This is a genomic window from Hylemonella sp. GW821-FHT12C09 (assembly GCF_058807395.1).
Genome location: NZ_JBXAQQ010000007.1, coordinates 250,070 through 264,633, shown reverse-complemented (window position 1 = coordinate 264,633; position 14,564 = coordinate 250,070). Strand labels below are relative to the sequence as shown.

12 protein-coding genes and 1 other RNA gene are annotated in these 14,564 nt (G+C 65.7%); 3 read left to right on the top strand and 10 right to left on the bottom strand.

Annotated features, from left to right (window positions below; all coding sequences use genetic code 11):
* Positions 1-28: 28 nt before the first annotated feature.
* The 7 genes from bioB to AC1RRP_RS13625 form a co-directional block, all read right to left on the bottom strand.
* Entirely contained in the window at positions 29-1,051 is a 1,023-nt protein-coding gene (gene bioB / locus AC1RRP_RS13655; RefSeq protein ID WP_493037006.1) for a biotin synthase BioB, read from the bottom strand.
* Positions 1,052-1,077: 26 nt separating this feature from the next.
* Complete coding sequence (gene panD / locus AC1RRP_RS13650) at positions 1,078-1,503, bottom strand: aspartate 1-decarboxylase (protein WP_493037004.1); 426 nt, start codon at positions 1,501-1,503, stop codon at positions 1,078-1,080.
* Between the two features lie 23 nt (positions 1,504-1,526).
* On the bottom strand, positions 1,527-3,110 hold the full coding sequence (gene nadB, locus AC1RRP_RS13645; RefSeq protein ID WP_493037002.1) for an L-aspartate oxidase: 1,584 nt from the start codon (positions 3,108-3,110) through the stop codon (positions 1,527-1,529).
* A 28-nt stretch (positions 3,111-3,138) separates the two neighbouring features.
* Positions 3,139-3,996 carry a segregation and condensation protein A gene (locus AC1RRP_RS13640; RefSeq protein WP_493037000.1) on the bottom strand — a complete coding sequence of 286 codons (858 nt, stop codon included), beginning with the start codon at positions 3,994-3,996 and terminating at the stop codon, positions 3,139-3,141.
* A gap of 299 nt (positions 3,997-4,295) precedes the next feature.
* On the bottom strand, positions 4,296-4,505 hold the full coding sequence (locus AC1RRP_RS13635) for a DUF3460 family protein (RefSeq protein WP_493036998.1): 210 nt from the start codon (positions 4,503-4,505) through the stop codon (positions 4,296-4,298).
* Between the two features lie 77 nt (positions 4,506-4,582).
* Positions 4,583-6,265: a SulP family inorganic anion transporter gene (locus AC1RRP_RS13630; protein WP_493036996.1), complete on the bottom strand. Its 1,683-nt coding sequence runs from the start codon at positions 6,263-6,265 to the stop codon at positions 4,583-4,585.
* 43 nt (positions 6,266-6,308) lie between these two features.
* Positions 6,309-7,082 (bottom strand): YoaK family protein, encoded by a 774-nt coding sequence (locus AC1RRP_RS13625; protein ID WP_493036994.1) that lies wholly within the window; start codon positions 7,080-7,082, stop codon positions 6,309-6,311.
* 261 nt (positions 7,083-7,343) lie between these two features.
* Between AC1RRP_RS13625 and AC1RRP_RS13620 the strand changes: the two genes are divergently transcribed.
* Together AC1RRP_RS13620 and AC1RRP_RS13615 are read left to right on the top strand one after the other, a co-directional pair.
* Entirely contained in the window at positions 7,344-8,480 is a 1,137-nt protein-coding gene (locus tag AC1RRP_RS13620; protein WP_493036992.1) for a GGDEF domain-containing protein, read from the top strand.
* Positions 8,481-8,542: 62 nt separating this feature from the next.
* Positions 8,543-8,616, top strand: a non-coding RNA gene (locus AC1RRP_RS13615) — sX9 sRNA.
* A gap of 206 nt (positions 8,617-8,822) precedes the next feature.
* Here AC1RRP_RS13615 and AC1RRP_RS13610 read toward each other — a convergent pair.
* The 3 genes from AC1RRP_RS13610 to AC1RRP_RS13600 form a co-directional block, all read right to left on the bottom strand.
* Positions 8,823-9,242, bottom strand: a complete 420-nt coding sequence (locus tag AC1RRP_RS13610) for a hypothetical protein (RefSeq protein WP_493036990.1) — start codon at positions 9,240-9,242, stop codon at positions 8,823-8,825.
* Between the two features lie 465 nt (positions 9,243-9,707).
* On the bottom strand, positions 9,708-11,774 hold the full coding sequence (metG, locus tag AC1RRP_RS13605) for a methionine--tRNA ligase (protein ID WP_493036988.1): 2,067 nt from the start codon (positions 11,772-11,774) through the stop codon (positions 9,708-9,710).
* Positions 11,775-11,831: 57 nt separating this feature from the next.
* Complete coding sequence (locus AC1RRP_RS13600; RefSeq protein ID WP_493036986.1) at positions 11,832-13,097, bottom strand: patatin-like phospholipase family protein; 1,266 nt, start codon at positions 13,095-13,097, stop codon at positions 11,832-11,834.
* Positions 13,098-13,231: 134 nt separating this feature from the next.
* Here AC1RRP_RS13600 and apbC point away from each other — a divergent pair, with 134 nt between their 5' ends.
* Positions 13,232-14,323, top strand: a complete 1,092-nt coding sequence (gene apbC, locus AC1RRP_RS13595; RefSeq protein WP_493036984.1) for an iron-sulfur cluster carrier protein ApbC — start codon at positions 13,232-13,234, stop codon at positions 14,321-14,323.
* Positions 14,324-14,564 lie beyond the last annotated feature (241 nt).

Sequence of the window (14,564 nt, the reverse complement as noted above, 5' to 3'; positions counted from 1 at the left end):
TCCAGTCTCGGTTGGATGGAAGGGAGGCTCAGGTCTTGCCGGGCGGCTGCTGGGCCGGGCTCATGCCCAGGCGTTGCAGCAGCTGCACATCGGCCTCGGTATCGGGGTTGCCGGTGACCAGCAGCTTGTCGCCGTAGAAGATGGAGTTGGCGCCGGCCAGGAAACACAGGGCCTGGATGGCCTCGCCCATCTGCTGGCGGCCGGCCGACAGGCGCACGCGCGCCTTGGGCATGGTGATACGGGCCACGGCGATCATGCGCACGAACTCGAAGGGATCGAGCGGCGCCTGCTTGGCCAGCGGCGTGCCTTCGACGCGCACCAGGTTGTTGATGGGCACGGATTCGGGGTAGGGGTTGAGGTTGGCCAGCTCGGCGATCAGGCCGGCGCGCTGGCGGTGGTTCTCGCCCATGCCGACGATGCCGCCGGAGCAGACCTTGACACCGGCGCCGCGCACCCGCGCCAGCGTGTCCAGGCGGTCCTGGTAGACGCGGGTGGTGATGATGTCGCCGTAGAAGTCGGGGGCGGTGTCGAGGTTGTGGTTGTAGAAATCCAGCCCGGCCTCGGCCAGTTGCTCGGCGTGGCCTTCGTTGAGCATGCCCAGGGTGGCGCAGGTCTCCATGCCCAGCCCCTTCACGCCGCGCACCAGCTCGGCCACCTTCTCGATGTCGCGGTCCTTGGGCTCGCGCCAGGCTGCGCCCATGCAGAAGCGCGTGGCGCCGGCGTCCTTGGCGCGCCGCGCGGCAAACAGCACCTCCTCCAGCTCCATGAGCTTGGAGGCTTTCACGCCGGTCTCGAAGGAAGCCGATTGTGGGCAGTAGCCGCAGTCTTCGGAGCAGCCGCCGGTCTTGACGGACAGGAGGGTGGCGAACTCGACCTGGGTCGGGTCGAAGTGCTCGCGGTGCACGGTCTGTGCGCGGAACAGCAGCTCGGGGAAGGGCAGCTTGAACAGGGCCTCGATGGCGTCCACGCTCCAGCGCTCGGCCTTGGAGGCCGTGGGCGCGGCCGCTTTCGGGCGGTGCAGGGTGATGGTTTGTTCGGTAGCGGTACTCATGGCAATTCCTTTATCTCGGGCGCAATTCAGGCGCTGTCGCCGCCGTGGTGCTCGGCATGCGCCGGCACATGGGAGGCTTCCTGCACCGGGATGTGGCTGCGCTGTTCCTTGATGCGGTTCTGGTCGTCGACGAAGACCAGCTTGGGCTCGAAGCCCTTGCATTGCTCTTCCGGCACCTGGGCGAAGGCCGCGATGATCAGCAGGTCGCCCACGGCGGCGCGGCGTGCGGCCGAGCCGTTGACCGAGATGATGCCCGAGCCGCGCTCGCCGCGGATGGCGTAGGTGATGAAACGTTCGCCGTTGTTGATGTTCCAGATGTGAACCTGTTCGTTCTCCATCATGTTGGCGGCTTCCAGCAGGTTCTCGTCGATCGCGCAGGAGCCTTCGTAGTGCAGCTCGCAGTCGGTGACGGTGGCGCGGTGGATCTTGGATTTGAGCAGGGTGCGGTACATGGCGTCTTTCTCCTCGCGGCCGCTCAGTGGGCGGGCGGGACCAGGAGGGTAGGTTGGGCGGTGGCGTTGGTCTGCGGGTAATCGCGGCTGAAATGCAGGCCGCGGCTCTCATGGCGCGATTGTGCGCTGCGCACGATCAGGTCGGCAACCTGAACCAGGTTGCGCAGCTCTAGCAGGTCGCGCGTGACATGGAAGCTGGCGTAGTACTCCTGGATCTCCGAGCGCAGCAGCTCGATGCGGTGCGCCGCGCGCTCCAGGCGCTTGTTGGTGCGTACTATGCCCACGTAGTCCCACATGAAGCGGCGCAGCTCGTCCCAGTTGTGCGAGATGACCACGGCCTCGTCGGCGTCGGTCACGCGGCTGTCATCCCAGGCCGGCAGAGGGGGCACGGCGACGGCCGGTTCCTGACTGATGGCCTGGGACGCGGCACGCGCGTAGACCATGCACTCCACCAGCGAGTTGCTCGCCAGGCGGTTGGCGCCGTGCAGGCCGGTGTAGGCGGTCTCGCCCACGGCGTAGAGGCCGGGCAGGTCGGTGCGGCCGTCCAGGTCGGTCACCACGCCGCCGCAGGTGTAGTGGGCAGCTGGCACCACGGGGATGGGCTGCTTGGCCATGTCGATGCCCAGTTCCAGGCAGCGCGCGTAGATGTTGGGGAAATGCTCCAGCAGGAATTCCTTGGGCTGGTGCGAGATGTCGAGGTAGACACAGTCCAGTCCGTGCTTTTTCATCTCGAAGTCGATGGCGCGGGCCACCACGTCGCGCGGCGCCAGCTCGACACGTTCGTCATGCGCGGGCATGAAGCGGGTGCCGTCAGGCAGCAGCAGCTTGCCGCCTTCACCCCGCACCGCTTCGCTGATCAGGTAGGACTTGGCGTGCGGATGGTAGAGGCAGGTGGGATGAAACTGGATGAATTCCATATTGCCCACGCGGCAGCCGGCGCGCCAGGCCGCGGCGATGCCGTCGCCGGTGGCGGTGTCGGGGTTGGTGGTGTAGAGGTAGACCTTGCCGGCGCCGCCCGTGGCCAGGAGGGTGTGCGGTGCGCTGAACGTGTCCACCACGTCGGTGGCCTCGTTGAGCGCGTACAGGCCCAGGCAGCGATGGCCGGGGAGGCCGAGCTTGGGGGCGGTGATCAGGTCCACCAGCATGTGGTGTTCGAACAGGGTGATGTTCGGGGTGGCGCGCACCTTTTTCATCAGCGTGTCCTGCACGGCCGCGCCGGTGGCGTCGGTCACGTGCACGATGCGGCGTTCGCTGTGGCCGCCCTCGCGCGTGAGATGCAGGTGGCCGTCTTCTTGCGAGAAGGGCACGCCCAGGCCTTGCAGCCAGCGGATGCTCTCGGGGGCGTTTTCCACGACGAAGCGCGTGGCCGCCGGGTCGCACAGGCCGGCGCCGGCAATCAGCGTGTCCTGCACGTGCGAGGCCAGCGTGTCGCCTTCGCCCATGACGGCGGCGATGCCTCCCTGGGCCCAGCGGCTGGAGCCGTCGTTGAGTTCACGTTTGGTGATCACCGCCACGCGGTGGGTGCTCGCCAGGTGCAGGGCGGCGCTCAGGCCCGCCAGGCCGCTGCCGACGATGAGGACGTCAAAGGAGTGGGATGCCGGCGACACGGTTGTTCAGGATTGGGGGTGAAAGGGATCAGGCGGGCGAATACGCCAGCCGCACATAGATGGGGGCGAAGACCTCGGCCTGGGTGATCTCGATCAGGCTTTCCTTGGCCAGCTCCAGCAGGGCGATGAAGGTCACCACCAGCACGGGTACGCCCTTGGCGGGGTCGAACAGGTTCTCGAACTCGACGAATTTCTGGCCTTGCAGCTGGCGCAGCACGATGCTCATGTGCTCGCGCACCGAGAGCTCCTCGCGCGAGATCTTGTGGTGCTGCACGAGCCGGGCGCGCTTGAGGATGTCGGCCCAGGCCTCCTGCAGGTCCACCACGTGTACGTCGGGAAAACGCGGCTGCAGCGACTGCTCGATATAGACCTGGGCCTTGAGGAAGTCGCGCCCGTACTGCGGCAGGTTGCCCAGCTGGGCGGCGGCGATCTTGATCTGCTCGTATTCGAGCAGGCGGCGCACCAGCTCGGCGCGCGGGTCCTCGGCCTCTTCGCCCTCGGCCGCCTTCTTGGGCGGCAGCAGCATGCGCGACTTGATCTCGATCAGCATGGCGGCCATCAGCAGGTACTCGGCGGCCAGCTCCAGGTTGCGGTCGCGCACCTGATCCACATAGGTCAGGTACTGGCGCGTGACCGCCGCCATCGGGATGTCGAGGATGTTGAAGTTCTGCTTGCGGATCAGGTAGAGCAGCAGGTCCAGCGGGCCCTCGAAGGCTTCGAGAAAGACCTCCAGCGCATCCGGCGGGATGTACAGGTCCTGCGGCATGGCGAACAGCGGCTCGCCATACAGGCGTGCCACGGCCACGTGGTCCACCACCTGGGGCATGGCTGCGGCGTGCGGGGCCTCGGCGGCCTGCAGGCCGGCGCTGTCGTGGGGGTCGCTCATCTAGGGCCTGTTCACACTCATTTCGCAAGTGCGAACGTGATTAAAACCGCGCCAATCTAGGCGCGCGACGACGCCCAGGCTGGCCGCCTGGGCTAGGAGTGCAACAACGAGTGGCGCGGTTTTAACCACGTTCCCGTCGGGTTGCGGCCAAAAAAGCCATGCGGGGCGTTGCGCGGACTTGCCGGAGATCACTCCGGCGGCGTCCACGCGCCTACCGCATGACTTTTTTGATCCGCAACGCATCTTGTGAAATGAGTGTGAACAGGCCCTACTGCTTTGTGGCGGGCGTGGCCCGGCGCTCACTTGGTGCCGCTGGTCTGGTAGACGTAGGGCTGCTGCTGCACGCGGGCGGACCGGTAGCCCTCCCAGGCCTGACGGTCCACGGACGTGTCCCACAGCAACTCACGGCCCTGGCGCTGGCGGGCTTCCAGGTCGGGCTTCTCGGTCTTGAGCTGGTTGATGAACTGGGTGGCGTCGGACTGGTAGTCAGGGCGGCGGAAGAGGTGCATGGGGCTAAACCTTCTGGTGGGACCGGAACGCAACAGGAACCGGCCATTTTAGCCACTCGGAGCAGGCGCTCCCGGGTTCAGGACGCGGAAGCTGCTGCGAGCCCCTGGCCCAGGTCCGCGCAGACGTCGGACGCCGGCAGCGCCGCCAGCAGGCCGCTGCGCCGGGCGATGTCCAGCGGCTGGTGCTGCAGGCCGCAGAGGATCAGGCGCACGCCATGCTTCTGGCAGCCGCGCGCCAGGTCCAGCAGGGTGTCGGCGCCCGAGGAATCCACGTAGATCAGGTTCTTGAGGTCCAGCACCAGGGCCCGGGCGGGCAACTGCTGCTCCATGTCCTCCACCAGCTTGACGGCTCCGAAAAACAGGGCGCCGTAGAGCCGCCAGGCCCGTACCTGCCCGTCCTGGCCGGCCAGCAGGGGCTGGTCCTGCGCGCTGACGGCCTCGGCGCGGGTCAGGCTGGAGATGCGGTAGATGAAGGTCAGGCAGGCGGCGATCAGGCCCACCTCCACGGCCACCGTCAGGTCCACGATGACGGTCAGGCCGAAAACGGCCAGCAGGGTGATGCGGTAGGGCAGGCGGTACTGGCGCAGCTGCACGAATTCGCGCCATTCGCCCATGTTCCAGGCCACGTAGACCAGGATGGCCGCCAGCGCCGCCAGGGGGATGTGTCGGGCCAGCGGGGCCGCCACCAGCACCACGGCCAGCAGGGTCAGCGCATGCACCATGCCCGCCACCGGGCTGAAGGCGCCGCTCTTGGCGTTGGTGACGGTGCGCGCGATGGTGCCGGTGGCCGGCATGCCGCCGAAGAAGGGCGTGACGAAGTTGGCGATGCCCTGGGCCATCAGTTCCTGGTTGGGGTCGTGGCGGTCTTCGGTCAGGCCGTCGGCGATGCGCGCACACAGCAGCGACTCGATGGCACCCAGCAGGGCCAGCGTGAGCGCCGGCATCAGCAGGAAGCGCACGGTGCTCCAGCTGAATTCGGGCCAGACGAAGGCCGGCAGGCTGGCCGGGATGCCGCCGAAGCGGCTGCCGATGGTCTCGACCGGCAGGTCCAGCATCCGGCTGGCGGCGGTGGCCGCCGCCAGCGCCACGATGGTGCCGGGCACGACGCTGAGCTTGCCCGAGAAAGGCAGTTTTTGCGGGCCCAGGCGTGGCGTGGACCGCTGCCAGGCGATGAGCAGGGCCAGTGTGCCCAGCGCCAGGGCCAGGGCCGCCAGGTTCGTGGTGTGCAGTGCCCGGCCCAGGGCTTCCAGCATGGCGAAGAAGCTCGCCGGCATGCTGGCCAGCTCCAGGCCCAGGAAGTCCTTGACCTGGGACAGCATGATGAGCACGGCGATGCCATTGGTGAAGCCGATCACCACGGCGATGGGGATGAAGCGGATCAGGGTGCCCAGGCGGAACAGGCCCATGAGGAAGAGCAGCACGCCCGACATGGCGGTGGCGATGATCAGGTTGGCCAGGCCGTAGCGCTCCAGGATGCCGTAGACGATGACGATGAAGGCCCCGGCCGGCCCGCCGATCTGCACGCGGCTGCCGCCCAGGGCCGAGATCAGGAAGCCGGCAATGATGGCGGTGAACAGGCCCGCTTCGGGCTTGAGGCCGGAGGCGATGGCAAAGGCCATGGCCAGTGGCAGCGCCACGACCCCGACCGTGAGACCGGCGCCCAGGTCCCGACTGAAGTGGGCTCGCGTGTAGCCGGGCAGCGTGTCCAGCAGCTTGGGGCGGAACGCGGCCAGTGTGCGGGCGGATTCGGCAGCGGACATGGCGAATCAGTGTACGCCTGGCCTGCCGGCCCTCGCCCCTTTCTCAGCCGGGTGTTGCCGGCGGCGCCAGCCGACCGTTGCGCAGGTCATACAGCAGCGGGCCCCAAACCAGCAGGCCGAGCAATACCGCCAGCGGCACGGTGGTGACGTAGCCCCAGAGCTTGAAGCCCAAAGCCCCCAGCACGCCACCAGCAAAGAAGGCGGCGACCAGCGCGAGGTGGATGCGCAGCTTGCGCCGGTTGGCCTGCACCTTGACCGGGGCGGGTGAGCGGTTGAAATAGACCAGCTTGCCCAGTTCGATGCCGATGTCGGTCACCAGGCCCGTCACGTGGGTGGTGCGGATCTCGGCGTTGGAGACCTTGGTGATCACCGCGTTCTGCAGGCCCATGATGTAACAGAGCAGCAGCACCGTCAGCGGCGCGAACAGTTCCGCGTGCAGGTTGATGGCCGCGCCGAAGAGGCCGAACACCAGCAGCAGCGCGGTCTCCAGGGCCAGCGGCCGGGCATAGGCGCTGCGCAACTGGCGCCGGTGGCCCCAGTTGACCATCAGGGCGGTGGTCATGGCGCCGCCCACGAAGGCGGCGATGGCGGCCAGGCTGGCCGCCACCAGGGCGAACTGGCCCAGCACCAGGTGGTCCGCCACCGCGGACAGCAGCCCCGTCATGTGCGAGGTGTACTGCCCGATGGCCAGGAAACCGCCGGCATTGGTAGCCCCGGCGATGAAGCTCAGGCTGATGCCCAGGCGCAGGTTGGCCAGCGGGGAACGGTGGACATCGGTCCACCAGTGCGGGTGGGAGGGCGGCCGGGGACTGGGCATGTGTCCAGTTTAGCGGCAGCACCCGCCCCCTTTTTTCGCCTGGCGGAATGGAATGTGTTGCCCTATGACCCTTTTGGGGGATAGGCAGGCCGCCGCAGCTTGCCTAAAGTTCATTGGCTGCTGTCACAGCCATCAGGCAAAAGGGGCGCACCGGCAAGAGGAGTGCCGGTGTGCCCCCTTTTTCTGGATCATCAGGCAGGCCCGCTCAACTCTTCCCTTCCATCAGGTTCTCCGTTGATGCATCTGGCAGATTTCCTAGGCATGAAAAGCCATCGCCGGCTGACAGTGCTGGGCGTGTTCGTGCTACTGGCGGCGCTCGGCCTGAGCGGCGGCCTGGTCCTGCTGGCGCCCTCCGGCTGGCCGACCGCCCTGGCGGCCATGCTGGGTGGGGTGCTGGTCCTGGGCTTGCTGGTGCTGGGCCGCGCGGTCGTGCGCCATGTGCTCGACGACGAATACGAGCGCCAATCCCTGGAAATGAGCCACCAGTGCCTCCAGGAAGCCATCGAGGCCCTGCCCCTGGGCGTGGCCATCTATGACCAGCATGACCGGCTGGTGCTGTTCAACCGCTCGGCCGCCGAGATGGCGCCCTACCGCTACGGGGGCGAGCTGATCGGCCAGACTTTCGAATCCATGATGCGTCGTGCGCTGGAGAACGGCGCCATTCCCGAGGCCCTGGGCCGCGAGGAAGACTGGCTGCGCGAGCGCCTGGCCGGCCGCGGCCAGCTCAACCGGCCGCTGCTGCGTTCACGCCCCGACGGGCGCTGGATGCACCTGTATGAAATCAGCACGCCTTCGGGCTGCCTGGTGATGGCGCGCCTGGACGTGACCGAACTGGTGCAGAAGAGCATGGCGCTGGAGCGCAGCAACCAGCAGCTGGAGCGGCTGTCGGCCACCGACGGCCTGACCGGCCTGGCCAACCGCCGCCAGTTCGACCAGCACCTCTACACCGAATGGCAGCGCAGCATGCGCAGCCGCCAGCCCATTTCGCTGCTGCTGATCGACATCGACCATTTCAAACGCTACAACGACCGCTACGGCCATCTGGCCGGCGACGCCTGCCTGCGCCAGGTGGCCGGGATCCTCTACGACTGCGCCCAGCGCTCGGGGGAACTGGTGGCGCGCTACGGCGGCGAGGAGTTCGCCCTGCTGCTGCCCGGGGCCGATGCCGAGGCGGCCATGACAGTGGCCCAGCGCTGCATGGACGAGATCGTCCGGGCCGACATGCCGCATGAGGATTCACCGGTGGCCGAGTACCTGACGGTGAGCATCGGCGTGGCCACTGTGGTGGCCGTGCAGGAGCTGGTGGCCGAAAGCCTGGTGCGTTGCGCCGACGAGGCGCTGTACCGGGTCAAGAGCAGTGGGCGGGCGCATTACATCGTCGCCCCTTGCCCCGCCTGAAAACTTGCGAATAAACCTACTGCGCAGCCCTCATGCGGCGTTGGGCGGTGCTCGGAATCCTCACGTACCCAAGTACGTTCCGGTTCCTGTGCTCCGTCCGCCTTGCCTGAGGGCTGCTCGCTACGGTTTCTTCGCAAGTTTTGCTTTGATTATCAGAAGGAGGGCTAGGCCCTGGTGGATGCGACAGACGTATGGAAAATGGCAAGGCCCGACCTCGGTGCGCCTGGGCGTCGAAGCGTAAGACCTCTCCGGTTTGACCGCCAAAAACCTCACCATCCCTGCACTTGAGCCAAAGAAAAAGCCCGCGCATGGCGGGCTGTTTTTGGGCGGAGGAGCTGCTTGTCAGGCTGCCTTTGGCATCGGGATAAGTGGCTCCCTTTGGGGTTTTGCTTTTTCCGCTTCGATCTGCTGCTCCAGGATCTCTTTCAATGCGCCTTTGACAAAACGATGCAGGACATCACGCATCAGCGGCTGATAGCCAACCCCATGAAACCCGGCAATCAACTTGTACTGTTTAATCAGTTCTTTTGGCAGGCGAATGGAGATGGCCTGAAGCTCAAGCGCCTCTTCCAACGCGAGTTCATGCGACTCATCGGCAACTGAGACAAACGCTTCTTCTGCACCCAGTTCGCGACTTTCCCAAGCGCCTTCTGTGTCTTTGATTTTTTTCATAGTCATAACTTTCTCCTTGAGGGCATCAGTAGCATTAAATCGATCCGCCGTGCTTCTGGTAAATCGCCAGTTCAACAGCGTTCGGTTCATAAGCGGTCTTCAAGTAGACAACCCTATTTTTCAGTATATACACAATCTTAAGCAAACGATCTTTGTTCGTCTTAGCTATAAACCAGAGTGTGGGTGGGTTGGTCTTGGTTAGTGCCCTGTCGTCTTGAAGAAGTTTCCCGTTCCTATTCAGAAAACACTGCCGAACTTCAGCGAGCTCAACGGAATGCCGCGTTTTGAGCTTCTCCTGGATGGCAGCGGAAACAACCAAGTTCTTCATAGACGACTTATTGTATATACATCGACACTTATTAACTCGGTATTAACCCCTAAAACCGTGTCGCTATGTTGGATTTGGCGGCTTGAGATCAGCGATCTAACGCCACCTAATTGACGGGGGCGTTGCCATGTCGCGACCTTTGAGGCTGGCGTTTCACCGTGAACTGCATCACCTGGCGGCGCCGGAGATAGCTGTCCCGTCACTACCAGTTCAGCAAACGCAGCGTCTCAACGCACCCGCATGCCCGGCTGCGCGCCCGGCCAGGGGTTGAGCACATAGATGCCGGGTTCGGCCTTCTCGTCGGCGTGGCTGGCGGCGAGCACCATGCCCTCCGACACGCCAAACTTCATCTTGCGCGGGGCCAGGTTGGCGACCATCACCGTGAGCTTGCCCACCAGGTCTGCGGGCTTGTAGGCAGATGCAATGCCGCTGAAGACATTGCGGGTCTTACCTTCACCCGCGTCCAGCGTCAGGCGCAGCAGCTTGGTGGAGCCTTCGACGGGCTCGCAGTTCACGATCTTCGCGATGCGCAGGTCGATCTTGGCGAAGTCGTCGATGCTGATCGTCGGTGCGAGCTCTTCCCCGCCGGGCAACGCTTTCTCGGGCTCGGGCGCAGCCGGGGCTTCAAACAGCGCTTCCAGCTGCTTGATGTCCACGCGCTGCATCAGGTGCTTGTACTCGCCGATGACGTGGCCGCCGCCCAGCGTGCGCGACGCGTCGCTCCACATCAGGGGCTGGACCTGGAGGAAGGTCTCGACCTGGGTGGCCAGCGCCGGCAGCACCGGCTTGAGGTAGATGGTGAGCAGGCGGAAGGCTTCGATGCAGACGGTGCAGACATCGTGCAGGTGGCCGTCCATGCCTTCCTGCTTGGCCAGCTCCCACGGTTTGTTCTGGTCGACATAGGCGTTGACGCGGTCGGCCAGCAGCATGATCTCGCGCAGGGCCTTGCCGTACTCGCGCTCGGCATACAGCTCGGCCAGGTTGGTCGCGCCATCGCGCAGGTGCTGCAGCAGGGCGTCCCCGTCACCCGAGATGTCGCTACCCAACTTGCCGCCGAAGCGTTTGCTCAGGAAACCGGCCGCGCGCGAGGCGATGTTGATGTACTTGCCGACCAGGTCGCTGTTGGCGCGCGCCATGAAGTCGTCGGCGTTGAAGTCGATGTCTTCGTTGCGCCCGCTGAGCTTGGCGGCCAGGTAATAACGCAGCCACTCGGGGTTCATGCCCAGCGCGAGGTACTTGAGCGGGTCCAGTCCGGTACCGCGGCTCTTGCTCATCTTCTCGCCGTTGTTCACGGTCAGGAAACCGTGCACAAAGACCTTGTCCGGTGTCTTGCGGCCGCTGAACTTCAGCATGGCGGGCCAGAACAGGGTGTGGAAGGTGACGATGTCCTTGCCGATGAAATGGACCTGCTCCAGCTGCGGGTCGGCCATATAGGCCTCGTAGTCCTGACCGCGTTTGTCCAGCAGGTTCTTGAGCGAGGCGAGGTAGCCCACGGGCGCGTCCAGCCAGACATAGAAGTACTTGCCCGGCGCGCCGGGGATCTCGATGCCGAAGTAGGGCGCGTCGCGCGAGATGTCCCAGTCGCCCAGGCCTTCGCTCTTGCTGCCGTCCGGGTTGGTACGCACGGTGAACCATTCGCGCACCTTGTTGGCGACTTCGGGCTGCAAGCGGCCGTCCTGCGTCCACTCCTCGAGGAAGGCCACGCAGCGCGGATCGGACAGCTTGAAGAAGAAGTGCTCGGAGCTTTTGAGCACCGGCTTGGCGCCCGACAGGGCCGAATAGGGGTTCTTCAGGTCGGTGGGCGCGTAGACGGCGCCGCAGACCTCGCAGTTGTCGCCATACTGGTCTTTCGCGCCGCACTTGGGGCACTCGCCCTTGATGAAACGGTCCGGCAGGAACATGGCCTTCTCGGGATCGAAGAACTGCTCGACCACCTGGCTGGCGATCAGGCCATTGGCCTTGAGGTCCAGGTAGATCTGCTGCGCCAGCTGGTGGTTCTCCGGGCTGTCGGTCGAGCTCCAGTTGTCGAAGGCGATGTGGAAACCATCCAGGTAGGGCTTGCGGCCGGCGGCGATGTCGGCCACGAAAGCTTGCGGTGTCTTGCCGGCCTTTTCGGCGGCAATCATGATGGGCGCGCCGTGCGTGTCGTCGGCCCCGACGAAGTTCACCTCGTGCCCCAGCATGCGCTGCATCCGCACCCAGATATCGGCCTGGATGTACTCCATGATGTGGCCGATGTGGAAGTTGCCGTTGGCGTAGGGCAGGGCAGTGGTGACGAAGAGCTTGCGGGTCATGGGGGTTTTCCGGAGGGAACCCGTAATTTTAGTCGCCCGGGCCGGGCACGGCCTGGGCTAGACGCGCAGCGGGTCGCGCCGGCGTTCCACACGGGTCTCGGCCGGCACCAGTTCCCAGCCGAAGAAACGGCAGACCTCGTCTTCCTGGCGCAGGGTGTCGGCGTGGCCCAGGGCCATGAGTTCACGTGTGTAGGCGGCTTCGAACAGCAGGTAGCTGGTGAGGGCGCCGCCTTTGATGTCGGCCTTCTTCGAGGACACCCCCAGCCCGCCCAGCAGGCTGCGCACGGCGTGCGGCAGCGCGTCGGCATGCCGGGCGGCGATCTGGTCCAGCCGCTCGGAAGGCGAGATCACCAGCAGCTCCACGGGCTTCAAGGCGCTGGCCTGGCGGGCCTCGCGCGGGATCAGGTTGAGGGTCTGGTTGATGCGCCGGATGCGTTCGATATCCACCGCCAGCGCGTCCAGGAAGATGCTGGACATGGCGTGGCCGGCGATCTGCGCCAGCGATGGGTAGGTGGACGGCGCCGCGCGCGTGAGGGTGTCGCGCGGCTCGCTCATGCGGCCGGCGCCCACCACCAGGATGCGCTCGGACCCCAGGTGGATGGCGGGTGCCACCGGTGCGGTCTGGCGCATGGAGCCGTCGCCGAAGTATTCGGTGCCGCCGTTGATGGGCAGGGCCTTGGCCGGGAAGACGAAGGGGATGGCCGAGGAGGCCAGCAGGTGCTCGTGCGTGATGCGGTCGCGCACGGCCAGGCGCTGCGAGCGCACCCAGGGCTGCAACGCTTCGCAGCCCTCGAAGAAGGTGACGTGGTGGCCCGAGCTGTAGCTCGATGCCGTGACCGCCAGCGCCTGCAGGTGGCCCTGCGCGATCAGGCCGGGCAGGCGTTCCAGCGGCACCATGGTGCGCAGCAGTTCTTCCAGCGGACTGTTGTCCAGCAGCGAGCGCGGCTTGATGCGGCGCCAGCGCGCGATCAGCCAGCCCAGGGAGAGCAGGCTCATCCATCGCGCGCCGCTGCGCAGCACGCTCAGCAGGTCGGCCTCGTAGACCTGGCTGGCCTCGAAGTTCTCCCAGACCGAGACGATGCGCTGCACGGCCTGGTCGAAGTCGTCGGCGCCGCAGGCCAGCGAGGCCGCGTTGATGGCGCCGGCCGAGGTGCCGGTGATGATGGAAAAGGGGCTGGCGGACGGAGCACCGGGAACCCGGGTGCGGCGCAGTTCGGCCAGGGCCTGCAGCACACCCACCTGGTAGGCGGCGCGCGCGCCGCCGCCGGTCAGCAGCAGGCCGATGCGCGGCGGGCTCTTGTCGTCGGGGGCATCGCTGACCATGGGGCCATTATGCGGGGCGTGTCAGCGGCCAGGAGGCGAGGGCTGCTGCGGGAAATCCCGGGGTGTGCAATTTGCCCGCTTCGGCGGGGTTATGTCCGCCAAGGCTAGACTACGCCCTCTTCAGGAGTATTCGAATGGCAGTGACAGAACAGGCGTTGCTGGACGCCCTCAAGGTGGTGGTGGACCCGAACACGGGCAAGGATTTCGTTTCCAGCAAGGCCGTCAAGAACCTGACTGTCCAGGACGGCGACGTTGCCTTCGACATCGAGCTGGGTTACCCGGCCAAGAGCCAGATCCCCGGTTTCCGCAAGGCGCTGATCGCCGCGGCCAAGGGCGTGGCGGGCGTCAACAACGTTTCGGTCAACCTCAATGTGAAGATCGTCGCGCACGCCGTGCAGCGCGGCGTGGCCCTGCTGCCCAAGGTCAAGAACATCGTGGCCGTGGCTTCGGGCAAGGGCGGCGTGGGCAAGAGCACCACGGCCGTCAACCTGGCGTTGGCGCTGGCCGCCGAGGGCGCCAGCGTGGGCATCCTGGATGCCGACATCTATGGCCCCAGCCAGCCCATGATGATGGGCATCGACGGCCGCCCCGAGAGCGACGACGGCAAGACCATGGAGCCGCTGGAGAACTACGGCGTGCAGGTCATGTCCATCGGTTTCCTCGTCGCCCAGGACGAAGCCATGATCTGGCGCGGCCCCATGGCCACCCAGGCCCTGGAGCAACTGCTGCGCCAGACCAACTGGAAGGACCTGGACTACCTGATCGTCGACATGCCCCCGGGCACCGGCGACATCCAGCTCACGCTGAGCCAGCGCGTGCCGATGACCGGCGCGGTCATCGTCACCACACCGCAGGACATCGCACTGCTGGACGCCAAGAAGGGCATCAAGATGTTCGAGAAGGTGGGCGTGCCCATCCTGGGCATCGTGGAGAACATGGCGGTGCACGTCTGCAGCAACTGCGGCCATATCGAGCACATCTTTGGTGTCGACGGCGGCAAGAATATGGCGTCCGAGTACGGCATGGACTACCTGGGCGCCTTGCCGCTGAATATGCAGATCCGCGTGCAGGCCGACAACGGCAAGCCCACCGTGGTGGCCGACCCGGACGGCGAGGTGGCCGGCATCTACAAGGCCGTGGCGCGACAGGTGGCGGTGTCCATTGCGGCCAAGAACAAGGACTTTTCGAACAAGTTTCCGAGCATCAAGATCTCGAAGGAAACCTGAACGGTTTGATCGCCTTTTTTGCTGCGGCCTGTTGAGCCTTTCCTCTTACAGCGTTTCCCTGGCGGGGCTTTTAACAACCCCCCACTCACCCCCCCCGCCCCTCTCTGCCCCCCGCCGGGGGCAGAGAGGGGAGCCTTGATTTGGCTTCTTTGCGCCGGCTACGCTACTACGGAGCGTGAGGGCACCACTGCTTCTTCCTTCCCCGATTGGTGCGCTCACGGTCATAGAGAACTCGCACCGA